The sequence below is a fragment of the Candidatus Enterococcus courvalinii genome (assembly GCF_017315945.1).
Lineage (GTDB): Bacteria > Bacillota > Bacilli > Lactobacillales > Enterococcaceae > Enterococcus_B > Enterococcus_B courvalinii.
Genome location: NZ_JAFLWI010000013.1, coordinates 34,708 through 49,691 on the forward strand (window position 1 = coordinate 34,708; position 14,984 = coordinate 49,691).

The window sequence follows — 14,984 nt, forward strand, 5'->3', positions numbered from 1 at the left end:
AGGACCAAAATGAAAAATATTTTGGTCCTCACTTTTTGATTTTGATAGTTAGTTAAAATAGTTGATTCCCATCGCAGATTTTACTTCTGCTAATGTTTCTGCTGCTACTTCTTTTGCAGCTAAACTGCCTTGACGTAACATTTCCATAACAGCTGCTGGATCTTTTTCAAACTCTTCACGGCGTGCACGAATTGGTGCAAATTCAGCTTCTAAAACGTCGATCAAGTAGCGCTTGATTTTAACGTCACCAAGCCCACCACGACGATAATGTGCTTTCATATCTTCGATTGTTTCTTTGTCTGTTCCGAAGACATCCAGATAAGTGAAGACCATGTTTCCTTCTACTTGACCAGGATCTTCCACATGAATGTGATTTGGATCTGTGTACATACTCATGACTTTTTTCTGAACAACATCAGCCGGGTCAGCAATATAGATACCATTGCCCAGTGACTTACTCATTTTCCCATTGCCATCGATTCCAGGTAAACGTCCCATTCCTTTTGGAGGGAAGACACCTTTTGGTTCAACAAGAACTTGACCATACGTATGGTTGAAGCTTTGCACGATTTCTTGTGTTTGTTCCAACATTGGTTTTTGATCTTCACCAACAGGAACTAAATTTGCTTTGAAAGCTGTGATGTCAGCAGCTTGTGAAATCGGATAAACAAAGAAACCCGTTGGGATACTTTCGCCAAATTTCTTTTGTTCGATTTCTGATTTCACTGTTGGATTTCTTTTCACACGCCCAACACTGACCAAGTTCATGTAATACATGGCTAACTCAGATAACTCAGGAATTTGTGATTGGATAAATAAAGTTGATTTTTTCGGATCAAGACCAACAGCCAAGTAATCCAATGCGACTTGTAACACATTAGAAGAAACTTTTTCAGGATTTTTTGCATTATCTGTTAAAGCTTGCATGTCAGCAATCATGACAAACAATTGATTCTTTTCGTCAGCTTGCATTTCCACCCGCGTTTTTAAAGAACCGACATAATGGCCAAGATGCAATCTTCCCGTTGGACGGTCTCCAGTCAATATAATATTTTTCAAAAAAGACACCTCTTTACGATTTGTAAGACTAGCACTTTATATCTTACCGTTTTTTTTTGGAAGAAACAACTAGTCAAATGAAAAAACGCGGAAAGGATACAAAGGAAAATGAAAGGAAATGAACATTCAAAAACAAAATATATTTGTAGAAAATAACGTAGAAACTTTACATTTGCCTTTATTATCAGATATAATATGTTTTATTAAGTATCTTTAAAAGAAATCTTACTAAATAATAATGGGAGTGTAATGATATGGCAATGATTGAATTTAAGAACGTGGAAAAGTACTATGGGAAATTCCATGCTTTGAAGAATATTAACCTCGAATTTGCGAAGGGGGAAGTAGTTGTTGTCATCGGGCCTTCAGGTTCTGGGAAAAGTACAATGCTACGTTGCATCAATGGCTTAGAAACCATTTCTTCAGGACAACTACTGATAAATAACAAAGATTTAAGAGATAAACAGACAAAATTAACAGAAGTACGTAAAAATATCGGGATGGTTTTTCAACATTTTAATTTATACCCCAATAAAACCGTATTAGAAAACATCACACTAGCACCAATTAAAGTATTGAAGCAAGATCAAGCAACAGCAGTCAAAAATGCTGAAAAATTTTTAGATACAGTTAACATGTTAGACAAAAAAGATTCTTATCCATCAATGCTATCTGGTGGACAACAACAGCGTGTTGCGATTGCCAGAGGTCTAGCCATGAATCCAGAGATGCTACTATTTGATGAACCAACTTCAGCGCTTGACCCAGAAATGATTGGGGATGTACTAGACGTTATGAAGAAGTTAGCTAGAGAAGGAATGTCAATGATTGTGGTCACTCATGAAATGGGATTTGCCAAAGAAGTAGCAGATCGAGTAATTTTTATGGCTGAAGGAGAAGTTTTAGAAGATAGTCGCGATGTAAAAGGATTCTTTGACAATCCACAAGAAGAGCGCGCACAACAATTTATTAGTAAAGTAATCAACCATTAAAAATTTAGGAGGAATTGTATGAAAAAGCATAAAAGCTTTCGTCTACTCTTTCTGCTAAGTATCGTGTTACTTGCACTGGTTGGCTGTAAAGGGGCAAGCGTAGCGGACGAGAATATCGCAGAAAGAATCAAAGAAACAAAGGAGATTACTTGGGGTGTCAAATATGATACTCGTTTATTTGGAATGATGGACATCAAGTCTGGCGAAGTTCAAGGCTTCGATATCGATATTGCAAAAGCAATCACTAAGAAAATACTTGGTAAAGAAGGACAAGCAAATTTTGTTGAAGTGACGTCGAAAACTAGGATTCCGTTGTTAAAAAATGGAAATATCGATGCGATCATCGCGACGATGACGATTACAGATGAACGAAAAAAACAAGTGGATTTTTCAGACGTTTATTTTGATGCTGGACAATCTTTGTTAGTCAAAAAAGGAAGCAGTATCCAAAGTGTGACTGATTTAGATGCTTCGACAACAGTTTTGGCTGTCAAAGGTTCGACTTCAGCAGCGAATATTCGTGAACATGCACCCGATGCAAATATCTTAGAACTAGAGAATTATGCAGAGGCGTTTACGGCGCTTCAGTCGGGTCAAGGAGATGCAATGACGACTGATAATGCGATCCTTTTAGGAATGGCGGATGAAAATCCAGCCTATACGTTGGCAGGAGGTACATTTACTAACGAACCTTATGGAATTGCCATCAATAAAGGACAGGAAGAATTTTTGGACAAAGTCAATCAAGCATTAGCAGAAATGATTGCTGACGGCACATATGATGAAATTTATCAACACTGGTTTCCAAATGAAACAGATGGCAAAGTTGATTAAGGAGGGGCAATATGAGTGAATTGATACAAACTTATGGAGCGACCTTTGCAGAAGGATTCAAAATTACAATCTTTTCCAGTATTTTGGCGCTCATAGCTAGTTTAGTTATTGGAACATTGATGGCAATTTTTCAGTTGTCAAAAAATAAATTGATCAATGGTTTAGCAAAAGCTTATGTTGAGTTTTTCCGGAATATTCCGTTGCTAATCATTGTCATGTTTTTCTACGTAGTTGTACCAATGTATTGGATGCAATTAGACGGGTTTCAAGCTGGAACGATCGGCTTAACGATTTATACTTCCGCATTCATTGCAGAAACGGTTCGTTCAGGAATCCAAACAGTTCCTAGTGGACAAATGGAAGCCGGCATGTCTTCTGGTTTTACTTACTCAGAAACGATGCGCTATATCGTCTTGCCCCAAGCGTTTAAGATAGTTATTCCACCGTTAGGAAATCAGTTCATCAATCTAGTGAAAAACTCATCTATTTTAGCAATGGTTGCAGGATTAGATTTGATGTATCAAGGTGACTTGATTGCTAGTGAAACATTCAATACATTTGATACCTATATTATTGTTGGTCTATTTTATTTGATTATTACATTGCCCCTTTCTTATTTGATGGTTCATCTTGAGAAAAAATGGGCAGTTCGTTCATAGAAGGAGGAAGTTGAATGGATTTTAGTGGTGCTTTTTCATGGATGAATATCCGTTTTTTACTAGAAGGATTGAAAGTGACTGTCGAAGTTTCTTTGGTCTCGATCATCTTTAGTTTTTTGATTGGTGGTTTAACTGGCGTGATTCGTTTTGCGAATATTCCTTATTTATCCAAAATCGTTGGCTTGGTGATTGATGTCATTCGAAATCTGCCATTGTTACTAATCATTTTCTTCACATATTTTGCTTTACCACAAGTGGGTATTCAAATGAATATCTTTTGGTCTGCCGTTGCTGCGTTGACGATTTTTGAATCAGCTATGCTATCAGAAATATTCCGCGCAGGCTTGAATGCCGTACCAAAAGGGCAAATGGAAGCAGGTTTATCAACAGGATTGACTTACATCGAAACGATGCGGAAAATCGTCATGCCGCAAGCGTTTAAGTCGATGATTCCTGCAATCGTCAGTCAATTGATTTCGCTAATTAAAGATACGTCATTAGCCGTAATTATTTCTTTACCAGAATTGACGCACCAAGCCCGAATCATTTATGGGCAAAATACAAATTATGTTTTGCCGATGTTTGTCGCGATGACTTTGATGTACTTTGTCATTTGTTACGCATTATCATTATTATCTGGATTTTTAGAACGACGGAAGTACAGTTATTAAGAAAGAAAAAATCTCAAATTCTTTGTTGAAAATGAGCCGACCCCCGAAAGTTAGACCTGAAAATCTAACTTTTGGAGGTTTTTTTCTTTGGAAAAAGAGCGTGCTAAGCAATCCATTCAAAAAGTTCAAGACTTGAAAAATTGCCTCAAAAAGTCCACAATAGACAAATAGAATGAAATCAAAAAAAAGGATGGGTTCCATTGTCAGATAATCGCCCAATAGGCTTTATTGATTCAGGTGTTGGCGGACTTACAGTTGTCAAAGAAGCACTGAAACAATTGCCAAATGAAAATATTTTATATGTAGGAGATACCGCGCGTTGTCCATACGGCCCACGACCAGCAGAACAAGTGATTCAATTTACGTGGGAAATGACCAATTATTTGGTTGATCAAGGCATCAAAATGCTTGTGATTGCTTGTAATACGGCAACGTCAGTAGCTCTAGATGAAATCAAAGCAGCGTTACCTATTCCTGTGATTGGCGTCATCCTTCCAGGAACGCGCGCGGCTTTAAAAGCAACGAAAAATAAACAAGTAGGAGTGATTGCCACATTAGGCACGGTGAAAAGTGGCGCCTATGAATCAGCACTCAAAGAAAAAGCACCAGAGTTGACTGTTAGTAGCTTACCTTGTCCAAAGTTTGTTTCGGTGGTAGAAAGCAATGAGTATCACTCCTCTGTTGCAAAGAAAATCGTAGCAGAAACTTTAGCACCATTATTAACCAAAAAATTAGATACACTTATTTTAGGCTGTACCCACTATCCATTATTACGCCCGATTATTCAAAACGTGATGGGAGAAAATGTGACTTTGATCGACTCGGGTGCGGAGACTGTCGGAGAAGTTTCTATGCTCCTTGATTATTTTGAAATTAGTAACAATCCTATTCCAGGAAGAACAATCAGCAAATTTTATACAACCGGCTCGCCAAAGTTGTTCAAAGAAATTGCGCAAGACTGGTTACCACTTGATGAGTTAGAAGTTGAACATATCGAATTAGGAGGAAATTAACGCATGCGTCATGATGGAAGAAAAGCACAAGAATTAAGAAAAATCGATATTCGTACCAATGTATTCAAACACCCTGAGGGGTCAGTGGTCATTAGTTTTGGTGACACAGAAGTGATTTGTTCTGCAACAATTGAAGAATCTGTTCCACCATTTTTACGCGGAACGGGTACAGGTTGGGTTACGGCAGAATACAGCATGCTTCCTCGAGCAACAAATACCAGAAACCGTCGTGAAAGCAGCAAAGGAAAATTAACCGGTCGAACAATGGAAATCCAACGATTGATTGGGCGCTCTTTACGCGCAGTCGTCGATTTGGAAAAGTTAGGTGAAAGAAGCATTATTGTTGATTGTGATGTGGTCCAAGCTGATGGTGGAACACGTACAGCAAGTATTACAGGTGCGTTTGTCGCTTTAACATTAGCAATTGAAAAACTAGTCAGAGAAAAAGAAGTGACAGAAGATCCATTGAAAGAACACTTGGCTGCCATTAGTGTAGGAATTTTACCTGATGGTCAATGTGTAACAGATTTGGATTATGAAGAAGATTCTGCAGCATTAGTTGATATGAATTTAGTGATGACTGAATCTGGAAAATTTGTAGAGATTCAAGGAACAGGCGAAGAAGCAACCTTTGATGGCGAACAATTGAACGATATGCTTTTTTATGGAAAGTCAGCAATCGAACAGCTGATTGCAGAACAAAAGCATGCGTTGTTGACTGAACTTTCTGCTAAAGAAAGTCAACTAGAAGATGGAACAAAAACAATTGTCATTGCAACAAAAAATCCTGGGAAAGCGGAAGAGTTCCGCCAAATGTTTGGCAAAGAAGGATATGCAGTTAAAACCTTGTTTGACTACCCAGAAATACCAGACGTGGAAGAAACGGGGAAAACATTTGAAGAAAATGCGCGCTTAAAGGCTGAAACAATTGCACAAATCTTGAAACAGCCTGTACTGGCCGATGATTCCGGCTTAAAAGTCGATGCACTAGGTGGGATGCCCGGCGTTTATTCTGCACGTTTTGCCGGTGAACCAAAAAGTGATGCAGGAAACAATGCAAAATTATTGCACGAGTTAACAGATGTCCCGAATGAACAACGAACAGCGCAATTTCATTGCACGTTAGTCTTTGCAGCGCCTGATAAAGATAGTTTAGTAGTAGAAGCTGAATGGCCAGGAAAAATTGCTAGAATTCCTGAAGGGGACAATGGGTTTGGTTATGATCCGCTATTCATTCCAGATGGTTCAACACATACAGCTGCGGAAATGTCTGGTGAGGAAAAAAATCAAGTGAGCCATCGTGGACAAGCAATGAAAAAATTGAGCCAAAAATGGCAACAGTGGTTGGAAGGAGCAAAATAAATGCGCTATTTAGTTGTAAGTGATAATCATGGTGACCGTGATATTTTGGTGGACTTAGTCAAACGTTATCGTTCGGACGTTGATTTTTTCTTTCATTGTGGGGATTCAGAGTTACCTGCAGATGATGCATTGTGGGAAAACTTTCAAGTTGTTCAGGGAAATTGTGATTACGGCCCGGGGTTTGAAGCAAAAAAAGTCATCAATACTGGTCGTGACACCATTTATCTTACCCATGGACATCTATCGAATGTTCGTTTTGATTTGACTCAGTTAGCTTTAGAAGCACAATCAGTCGAAGCCAATATGGCACTTTTTGGTCACACACATCAAATCGGTTGTGAGATGGAAAATGGTATTTTATTTTTAAATCCTGGTAGTGTTTCACAACCACGCGGCCCCATTCAAATCCCGTCGTATGCAATCATTGAAAGTTTAGCTGATGAAATCAATGTTCAATATTATAATCGTGCACATCAACCAGTAGAGGAATTAGTATTTCACTTTTCTCGCTGATTTTATGGACGAATTTCTAATTTTTGCTAAAAGTTCATCATTTCTTTATGAATTTTGCATCCGTTTTCGGTAAAATAAACTTGTTGAACAAACAAGAATGGAGGCCACTCGATGATTGGACCTGTAGTAAGAGAATTGCTGTTGGAAAATCAAGACACATTTTTGATTCCAGCAGAGAATGTAGCAAATGTTCTTTACCAAAATCCGCTTTCTCACGGCTTGCTTGTTTTGTCGAAAGTCGGATATTCAAAAATCCCGGTCTTAGACAAAAACGATCGCTTTGTTGGATTAATTAGTTTATCTGATGTTGTGAATAAAATGCTGGATTTGCAAAATATCAGCATGGAACCATTAGAAGGATTGACAGTCGCAGATGTAATGGAAGTGGATGTCACAACGGTTGACGAAAACTGGGAGCTAGAAGATGTATTGCATTTGTTAGTTAACTCACCCTTTTTACCAGTTGTGACAGAAGACAAAGTTTTTAAAGGAATCATCACGCGAAAAGAATTATTAAAAGCGGTAAATTTCATGGTTCACGAATTAGAGAGACGAAATATTTTGACTTCTAAAACAGAAGGACTAAAAGAAACAATCAATCTGTTAAATTAAAAAAACAATCATTTTATTTTATCGGTTATTTTAAACGTGAAATAGTTGATTAAAAGCAGACAGAGCAATGGTTTTGCTTCTGTCTGTTTTTTTTGTTGTGCAACTTAATAACCAAACGGTCAAGCATATTTATTTCCAAAACGAAAGTAAGCGGTTACAATGTAGCTATCAAATTATAGGAGGTTCATTTATGAAAAAGCTTGGTAAAGTCTTATTGTTGGTTTTGGTTGGAGTTGGCTTGTTTGGTTTTAGTCTTCCTGGATTTGCACATGGCTATGTAACACAACCTGGTAGTCGTGCCTATTTTGGAACGGCAGCTGCAGGGAACTTGAATCAAAATGTTGGTCGTGCACAGTGGGAACCACAAAGTATTGAAGCATTGAAAAATACATTTATTGACGGAAAAATTGCAAGTGCAGGCGTAACTGGTTTTGAACCTTTAGACGAACAAACAGCGACGCGTTGGCATAAGAGTCAAATCAATACTGGCTCATTAAATGTTTCTTGGACACTAACTGCCCAACACCGCACAAGTACTTGGGATTACTACATGACAAAACCAGGTTGGAATCCTAACCAGCCATTAAAATTTAGCGATTTTGAACGAATTGGTCAAGTAAATGACAATGCAACAGTACCACCAAAATTGGTGAACCATACCATCTCTGTTCCGCAAGATCGCAAGGGTTATCACATTATTTTAGCCGTTTGGAATATTAGTGATACGGTGAATGCCTTCTATCAAGTTATGGACGTGAATGTTCAATAAAAAGTGAAGATAAAAAAGAGTGGCAGATCATGCCAACCTCCAAAGCCTAGTTTTTGGGGGGAGGGCACATGAGATATAATTATTTTTTGCCATTTAAGAGTCCGAAACGTTTATATTTCGGTCTCTTTTTTGTTGATATATTTGCAATTCGTTAGTATCAAAAACGGATATTCAGAAAGCTTGTTGAAATTGTGGCGAGTGAAAATTATTCAAGAGTAATTACCACTAGCCAAACCCACAAGCATAGATTCAAAAAATAGAAAATATTCAAGAAGAAAAAACTTCAGCCAAAATAAAATAAAGCAAAAAGAAAGGACAAAAGAATTGGAAAAATTACCTCTCGCCGTAAAAAAGGAAATACAGTCTGAGACACTCAGATGGTGCCACTGACAAGGTGCGTAGGGAAAGCTGACTTTCTTCTTTTATTAGTTAGAAAAAGGAGAACAGAGCGCATACTCTTGTTCTCCTTTTTTGCTGTTTCCACAAGAGTAAGTGTTACTCGCGTGATAATCTGAGAGACATGCCGCGTAAAAACAACATAGTATAGTGGAAAATCAAATGACAGGATTATCATTCTGGAAATGAAATGATCACTCTTTTTTATAGAAAAAGTTTGTAAACTATAACAGGGTATGTCTGATCTTTTATTTTTTGACAAAGTTTTTCTTCATTTTATACAACGGGCCCAACTGGTGTATTTGGGATCGTAAATCCAGCTTTTGTCAAAGCTTGGACATACGCGCTAAGAAATTCTTCCTTTAAGACATGTTGTTTACCATTTAATGCATAGCAGATGGTTCGGATCGCAAAGTTACTATTTCCTAGATCAACGAGACCAAAAATAGTTGGCTCAGTTTGTAATTCATTTTGATATTTTTCTGCTAGATGTTGATTGACTTGTTGAATCACTGCCTGAATTTTATCATACCCTTCTTCAGGGACGATTCGAATATCTAAGCGAACTAACATATTTGCTCGAGATAAGTTACTGATAGTTGTGATATTTCGATTGGGAATATAGTGTACGGTTCCGTCAGTTGCTTTTAGCTGTAATGTACGAATCCCTACAGAAACAACCGTACCTTCAATGGACAAATTTGCCAATTGGACATAGTCTCCAACATCCATTTGTTGCTCCATGATAATAAAAAAACCGGTAATCATGTCATTCATGAAGCCTTGTGCACCTAAACCAATAGCGACCCCAGCAATTCCGGCACCTGCTAATAAGGAACCTATCGGCACACCAATGACAGAAAGCAATGCATAGATAAAGAAGAAGCCAAGCGTATAATGAAAAATCGTATGAAGTAAACTGTGTAAGGTTTTTAAACGACTTTCGTTCAAACTAGCTTTTTTGGAATATTGACTAAATGATTTATCAAGTAAATATTTCCCGATTTTGCTCAGGACACTAAAAAGAATGACTAGAAAAATCAAATAAAGTGTTTTTTCAATAAAAGTTGCAAGAATCGCATCCCAATCGATCTCATTCCAAAATCGTTGGAAGGCATTGACTTGTTGGACAGCTTGATCGGTAATTGTTTCACTTGATGATGTTTTTGTTGCTACTATTTGTGTTAAATACATAGAATCCTCTTTTCTTTCACTCGTTCTTTGTAACATTGTATCAAGAAGTAGAAAAAAAGAAAATGGATGAGAAAGGGTGTTTTTCAAAATAAAAATGACAAACAACTAAGCCAATGGTAAAATATGGAGAAAAACATGAAGGGGACACGAACATGCAAATAGATTGGAATAATCTTGGGTTTTCATATATCAAAACACCTTGGCGCTACATTGCTAAATGGAAAGATGGAGAATGGAGCAAAGGTGAGTTAACAGAAGATAACTATTTAACGATTCACGAAGGATCACCTGCGTTACATTATGGACAACAATGTTTCGAAGGATTAAAAGCATATCGTCGGAAAGATGGGAAAATCAATCTATTTCGTCCTGAACAAAATAGTCGCCGAATGAACCAAAGCGCGCGTCGTTTGTTGATGCCAATGGTTCCAGAAGAAATGTTTGTTGATGCAGTCAAAGAGGTTGTCAAAGCAAATGCAGAATTTGTACCACCTTATGGAACTGGTGCAACGCTTTATCTAAGACCCTTATTGATTGGTGTAGGAGAAAACATCGGTGTGCATCCAGCACCGGAATATTTATTTGTTGTTTTCTGTACGCCAGTTGGTGCTTATTTTAAGGGCGGATTAAAACCAACGAACTTTATCGTTTCAGATTATGACCGTGCTGCACCAAAAGGAACAGGAGCAGCTAAGGTAGGCGGTAACTATGCAGCCAGCTTATTACCAGGAACACAAGCACATGAACTAGATTATTCTGATTGTGTTTATTTAGATCCAGCAACGCATACAAAGATTGAAGAGGTTGGTGCGGCAAACTTCTTTGGCATCACGAAAGATGGAAAATTCATCACACCACAATCACCATCTATTTTACCAAGTATCACCAAATATTCGTTGCTGCAGCTTGCTGAAGAACGTTTAGGGATGGATGCCATCGAAGGAGATGTCTTTATTGACAAGCTTGATGAATTTGCTGAAGCAGGTGCATGTGGGACTGCAGCAGTTATCTCACCAATTGGCGGAATTTATCATGATAATCAACTCCATGTGTTCTACAGTGAAACAGAAGTGGGTCCTGTAACCAAACGTTTATATGACGAATTAACTGGAATTCAATTTGGTGACGTAGAAGCACCTGAGGGTTGGATCCAAGTAGTGGAATAGCACAAGGAAAATCACTTTTCAATAAAGTTAAAAATACAAAGAAGCTGGAAAATAACTTTCCAGCTTTTTTTGTTGTTACTCAATCAAATAGTAGACGCAAAAAAGCGGATGACGCATTTGTCAGCCGCTTTTTTATCAGTTGTTTCTAAGGAATACTAAAGATTTTTATGATAAGTGGACACCTTTGTCAACATAAACGATGTCACCAATCATACCGCTTGAAAGGGGGCTAATCAGGAACGCACACGCATTGCCGACTTCTTCAATTGTGACACCTTGTTGATCTGGTGTACGTGATTCTGATAATTGAATTAATTTTTGGTAATCTTTGACGCCTGTCACAGCGAGAGTTTTAATTGCACCAGCAGAGATTCCGTTAACGCGGATACCTTTTGGTGAAAGTTCTGCCGCTAAGTAACGAATAGCTGCTTCAAGTGACGCTTTAGCGATTCCCATCATGTTGTAGTTTGGAATGGCACGCTCTGATCCAAGATAAGACATGCTGACGATCCCGCTGTTTTGTGCTAAATACTTTTGTGCATATTTTGTTACAGCGATTAGGGAATAGCTACTGATATCTTGGGCCAGTTGATAACCATCTCTTGAGATATCTGAAACATTACCTGATAATTCTTCTTTATTTGCATAAGCGATTGCGTGAACAAGTCCGTGAATCTCACCAGCGTAAGCGCCGATAGCATCCATTGCTTGCTCGATGCTTTCATCACTAGCGACATCACACTCAACAGTAAAAGCATCTTCACCAACTAATTTTAATAAAGATTTTTTCATGCGTTCATTTTGATAAGTATAGATGATTTCTGCCCCTTGTTTTTGCATAGCTTCGGCACAGCCCCACGCAATACTTTTTTTGTTTGCGACGCCCATAATGACGATTTTTTTTCCTTTTAAAAATGACATATTGACTCTCCTTTGTTTCGCAAAAAATTTCGTTGTCTAGTAAAAAAGTAAAATAAAAAGATAAGTGCTTAAAAGAAAATAACTTCCTTGATTTCTTATTATTAGGCAAAATGCTTTGATTGTCAAACTATTTTTTTGATAATAAAAAAAAGATTGCTAAATAATTAGGAATATGATACTTTGATAATCAAAGTAATAAATGAATTGGCATTTGCCTGAAACGAAAGAAGGAGCATGTATATGTCTTATGTTTTATCTGCTACAGAAGTAATGGATTTGATTCCTAATCGCTACCCGATTTGCTATATTGACTATGTGGACACATTAGAACCAGGAAAGAAAATTATTGCAACTAAAAATGTGACGATTAACGAAGATTTTTTCCAAGGACATTTTCCAGATAATCCAGTGATGCCGGGAGCTTTGATTTTAGAAACTTTGGCGCAAGCTGGTTCCATTTTAATTTTGAAATCAGAAGAATTTTTAGGAAAACGTGCCTATATTGGGGGAATCAATAAAGCAAAATTCCGTCAAAAAGTTGTACCAGGTGATGTAATGAAATGTCACTTTGAAATCACAAAATTAAAAGGAGCTGTGGGCACCGCACTATCAGCTGCTTACGTCGATGACAAAAAAGTCTGCGAATGTGAATTCACTTTTATCGTAAACCAAGATGCCTAATGCACTACTTTTTTAATGTATCAAAGCAAAAGAGGAGAAGACTTATTCGAAAAGTCTTCTCCTCTTTTTGCGTGCTTATTTTGTTTCAGCTTCTTGTAAAACTTTGATACTTTCGATTTTTACATCTGCTGTTGGTTTGTCATTGCTATCTGTTTCAACTTGAGCAATTTTATCCACAACGTCCATGCCTTCGATGACTTGACCGAAAACAGTATAGCTACCATCTAAACTTGGATAACCACCTTTTTTATACGCATCGATAATTGCGCGAGGGTAGTCATCTTTTAGTAAGCCGTCATGGACGTCATCTGAATTTTGGACGATAAAGAATTGACTGCCGTTACTGTTTGGATTTTGAGAGCGTGCCATTGAAAGTGCGCCACGGATGTTGTACAACTGATTCGAAATTTCTGTTTCAAATCCTTCGCCCCAAATACTTTCACCACCCGTGCCATCACCTTTTGGATCGCCACCTTGAATCATGAAGTCTTTGATTACTCGATGGAAAGTTAAACCATCATAATAGCCATCTTTGGCGTGCGTCAAAAAGTTTTCAACTGCTTTTGGTGCTAATTCAGGGAACAATTTGATTTTGATCGTGCCTTCGCTAGTGGTCATTTCGACCAATGCTTCATTTGTAGCAACTTCGTTCGTTAATTGAGGTAATTCTAAAGCGTTCAAGTCAACGCTACTTTCAGTCGTGCTTTCTGCAGTGCTTGCTTTCGTGCTTGAAGTAGTTGTTTGATTTGTTGAACAACCCGCAACAGCTAGTAGAGCTGCAGCCAATCCAAGTGTTAACAATATTTTTTTCTTTTTCATATCTGAATCCTTTCTTCTTTAAAAATAGTCTACATTTATGATAGCAAACTCTTGAGCAAAAACCTAATGAAAATTAGCAAGCGATTTTTCTTTTTGAAGCCTTGATAAAAGGTGTAGACCATTTGTGTCAGGTTTGCTATAATGTAAGTGGATACAAAAAAGCAAACCGCTAGGAGGCAATAGGATTATGGGAAAACTTGGAGTTTCGATTTACCCAGAACGCTCAACATTTGAAAAGGATAAAGCATATTTAGATCTAGCACATAAATATGGATTTAAACGCGTATTTACAAGCTTGTTGCAAGTGAACGATGACAAAGAGCAAGTATTAGCCGGATTTACAAAAGTAGTCGACTATGCGAATAGCTTAGGAATGGAAGTAATGGTAGATATTAATCCTGCCTTATTTGAACAACTTGAGATTTCTTATGATGACTTATCATTTTTTGATGAAATGGGCGCTTATGGCGTTCGTTTAGATATTGGTTTTACGGGTGCAGAAGAAGCAAAGATGACGCGTAACCCATATGGTATCAAAATTGAAATCAATATGAGCTCTGGAACAAACTACGTGGATAACATCATGAGTTATTCACCAAACACAAATAATTTATTGGGGTCACATAACTTTTATCCACATCGCTATTCTGGTCTAAGTTACGATCACTTTGTTTATTGCTCAGAAAAATTCAGAAAATATAATTTGAATACAATGGCTTTTGTGAATTCACAAGTTGCAACATTTGGTCCATGGCCAACACAGGATGGTTTGTGTTCATTAGAAGACCATCGTGACTTAGAGATTTCAACACAAGTAAAACATTTGATGTTAACTGGTTTGATTGATGATATTTCTGTTGGGAACGCCTATGCAAGTGAAGAAGAGTTAAAAGCAATGGCGGAAGCCTTCAACGCAGATTACCCAACGCTAAAAGTCGATGTAGAAGAAGGAATTACAGAAGACGAACGTATTTGTTTGTTTGATAACTTACACAGTTACCGAGGAGATCGTTCAGAATATATTTTACGTTCGACAATGACACGTGTTTATTACAAAGATAAACCTTTCCCAGCTCATAATACTCGTGATATGACTCACGGGGACGTTTTGATTGATAATGTTGGCTACGGTCAATACAAAGGTGAGACACAAATTGCTCTGAAAGAAATGAAAAATGATGGACGAGTGAATGTGGTCGGCCGAATTTCAGAAGATGAATTATTCTTGCTCGATTTCTTGAAACCATGGTCAAGCTTTAAATTGATTGAAAACGTGAAATAAGGTTGTGGTGCAAAACGATTAGCTCCGACGAGATAGCGAGC

The 14,984-nt window shown here is 37.7% G+C and carries 16 protein-coding genes; 12 read left to right on the plus strand and 4 right to left on the minus strand.

Features of this window, described 5'->3' with window-relative positions; genetic code table 11:
* Positions 1-48: 48 nt before the first annotated feature.
* Complete coding sequence (trpS, locus tag JZO71_RS09140) at positions 49-1,059, minus strand: tryptophan--tRNA ligase (protein WP_206899191.1); 1,011 nt, start codon at positions 1,057-1,059, stop codon at positions 49-51.
* 254 nt (positions 1,060-1,313) lie between these two features.
* On the opposite strand from trpS, the gene JZO71_RS09145 reads away from it, so the two are divergent.
* From JZO71_RS09145 to JZO71_RS09185, 9 genes are all read left to right on the plus strand, one after another.
* Positions 1,314-2,051 (plus strand): amino acid ABC transporter ATP-binding protein, encoded by a 738-nt coding sequence (locus tag JZO71_RS09145; protein ID WP_206899192.1) that lies wholly within the window; start codon positions 1,314-1,316, stop codon positions 2,049-2,051.
* An 18-nt stretch (positions 2,052-2,069) separates the two neighbouring features.
* A complete protein-coding gene (locus JZO71_RS09150) occupies positions 2,070-2,885 on the plus strand; it encodes a transporter substrate-binding domain-containing protein (protein WP_206899193.1) in 816 nt (271 codons plus the stop codon).
* An 11-nt stretch (positions 2,886-2,896) separates the two neighbouring features.
* Positions 2,897-3,544 (plus strand): amino acid ABC transporter permease, encoded by a 648-nt coding sequence (locus tag JZO71_RS09155; RefSeq protein ID WP_206899194.1) that lies wholly within the window; start codon positions 2,897-2,899, stop codon positions 3,542-3,544.
* A 14-nt stretch (positions 3,545-3,558) separates the two neighbouring features.
* A complete protein-coding gene (locus JZO71_RS09160) occupies positions 3,559-4,215 on the plus strand; it encodes an amino acid ABC transporter permease (RefSeq protein ID WP_206899195.1) in 657 nt (218 codons plus the stop codon).
* Positions 4,216-4,415: 200 nt separating this feature from the next.
* A complete protein-coding gene (gene racE, locus JZO71_RS09165; protein WP_206899196.1) occupies positions 4,416-5,228 on the plus strand; it encodes a glutamate racemase in 813 nt (270 codons plus the stop codon).
* A 3-nt stretch (positions 5,229-5,231) separates the two neighbouring features.
* The gene (gene rph, locus JZO71_RS09170; protein WP_206899197.1) at positions 5,232-6,590 is read left to right on the plus strand and encodes a ribonuclease PH; all 1,359 of its coding nucleotides are present in this window, start codon (positions 5,232-5,234) and stop codon (positions 6,588-6,590) included.
* Entirely contained in the window at positions 6,591-7,103 is a 513-nt protein-coding gene (locus JZO71_RS09175) for a metallophosphoesterase (protein ID WP_206899198.1), read from the plus strand.
* 111 nt (positions 7,104-7,214) lie between these two features.
* The gene (gene cbpB, locus JZO71_RS09180; protein ID WP_206899199.1) at positions 7,215-7,715 is read left to right on the plus strand and encodes a cyclic-di-AMP-binding protein CbpB; all 501 of its coding nucleotides are present in this window, start codon (positions 7,215-7,217) and stop codon (positions 7,713-7,715) included.
* Between the two features lie 190 nt (positions 7,716-7,905).
* Positions 7,906-8,484 carry a lytic polysaccharide monooxygenase gene (locus JZO71_RS09185; RefSeq protein ID WP_206899200.1) on the plus strand — a complete coding sequence of 193 codons (579 nt, stop codon included), beginning with the start codon at positions 7,906-7,908 and terminating at the stop codon, positions 8,482-8,484.
* Between the two features lie 672 nt (positions 8,485-9,156).
* Here JZO71_RS09185 and JZO71_RS09190 read toward each other — a convergent pair.
* Positions 9,157-10,074 (minus strand): mechanosensitive ion channel family protein, encoded by a 918-nt coding sequence (locus tag JZO71_RS09190; protein WP_206899201.1) that lies wholly within the window; start codon positions 10,072-10,074, stop codon positions 9,157-9,159.
* Between the two features lie 113 nt (positions 10,075-10,187).
* On the opposite strand from JZO71_RS09190, the gene JZO71_RS09195 reads away from it, so the two are divergent.
* Positions 10,188-11,240 (plus strand): branched-chain amino acid aminotransferase, encoded by a 1,053-nt coding sequence (locus JZO71_RS09195; protein WP_206899202.1) that lies wholly within the window; start codon positions 10,188-10,190, stop codon positions 11,238-11,240.
* A gap of 165 nt (positions 11,241-11,405) precedes the next feature.
* On the opposite strand, the gene fabI is transcribed toward JZO71_RS09195, so the two are convergent.
* The gene (gene fabI / locus JZO71_RS09200) at positions 11,406-12,161 is read right to left on the minus strand and encodes an enoyl-ACP reductase FabI (protein WP_067482358.1); all 756 of its coding nucleotides are present in this window, start codon (positions 12,159-12,161) and stop codon (positions 11,406-11,408) included.
* 240 nt (positions 12,162-12,401) lie between these two features.
* On the opposite strand from fabI, the gene fabZ reads away from it, so the two are divergent.
* Positions 12,402-12,842, plus strand: a complete 441-nt coding sequence (fabZ, locus tag JZO71_RS09205) for a 3-hydroxyacyl-ACP dehydratase FabZ (RefSeq protein ID WP_206899203.1) — start codon at positions 12,402-12,404, stop codon at positions 12,840-12,842.
* A gap of 75 nt (positions 12,843-12,917) precedes the next feature.
* Here the strand turns inward: fabZ and JZO71_RS09210 are convergent, their stop codons facing one another.
* Positions 12,918-13,661 carry a peptidylprolyl isomerase gene (locus JZO71_RS09210; protein WP_206899204.1) on the minus strand — a complete coding sequence of 248 codons (744 nt, stop codon included), beginning with the start codon at positions 13,659-13,661 and terminating at the stop codon, positions 12,918-12,920.
* A 187-nt stretch (positions 13,662-13,848) separates the two neighbouring features.
* On the opposite strand from JZO71_RS09210, the gene JZO71_RS09215 reads away from it, so the two are divergent.
* A complete protein-coding gene (locus JZO71_RS09215; RefSeq protein ID WP_206899205.1) occupies positions 13,849-14,943 on the plus strand; it encodes a DUF871 domain-containing protein in 1,095 nt (364 codons plus the stop codon).
* Positions 14,944-14,984 lie beyond the last annotated feature (41 nt).

Bases quoted from the DNA above. Each gene is read 5' to 3' on its own strand.
- JZO71_RS09185 (WP_206899200.1), top strand. From the start codon at position 7,906: ATGAAAAAGCTTGGTAAAGTCTTATTGTTGGTTTTGGTTGGAGTTGGC.
- rph (WP_206899197.1), top strand. From the start codon at position 5,232: ATGCGTCATGATGGAAGAAAAGCACAAGAATTAAGAAAAATCGATATT.
- cbpB (WP_206899199.1), top strand. From the start codon at position 7,215: ATGATTGGACCTGTAGTAAGAGAATTGCTGTTGGAAAATCAAGACACA.
- JZO71_RS09175 (WP_206899198.1), top strand. From the start codon at position 6,591: ATGCGCTATTTAGTTGTAAGTGATAATCATGGTGACCGTGATATTTTG.
- fabI (WP_067482358.1), bottom strand. From the start codon at position 12,161: ATGTCATTTTTAAAAGGAAAAAAAATCGTCATTATGGGCGTCGCAAAC.
- JZO71_RS09160 (WP_206899195.1), top strand. From the start codon at position 3,559: ATGGATTTTAGTGGTGCTTTTTCATGGATGAATATCCGTTTTTTACTA.
- fabZ (WP_206899203.1), top strand. From the start codon at position 12,402: ATGTCTTATGTTTTATCTGCTACAGAAGTAATGGATTTGATTCCTAAT.
- JZO71_RS09195 (WP_206899202.1), top strand. From the start codon at position 10,188: ATGGTAAAATATGGAGAAAAACATGAAGGGGACACGAACATGCAAATA.
- JZO71_RS09190 (WP_206899201.1), bottom strand. From the start codon at position 10,074: ATGTATTTAACACAAATAGTAGCAACAAAAACATCATCAAGTGAAACA.
- JZO71_RS09155 (WP_206899194.1), top strand. From the start codon at position 2,897: ATGAGTGAATTGATACAAACTTATGGAGCGACCTTTGCAGAAGGATTC.
- JZO71_RS09145 (WP_206899192.1), top strand. From the start codon at position 1,314: ATGGCAATGATTGAATTTAAGAACGTGGAAAAGTACTATGGGAAATTC.
- JZO71_RS09150 (WP_206899193.1), top strand. From the start codon at position 2,070: ATGAAAAAGCATAAAAGCTTTCGTCTACTCTTTCTGCTAAGTATCGTG.
- JZO71_RS09215 (WP_206899205.1), top strand. From the start codon at position 13,849: ATGGGAAAACTTGGAGTTTCGATTTACCCAGAACGCTCAACATTTGAA.
- JZO71_RS09210 (WP_206899204.1), bottom strand. From the start codon at position 13,661: ATGAAAAAGAAAAAAATATTGTTAACACTTGGATTGGCTGCAGCTCTA.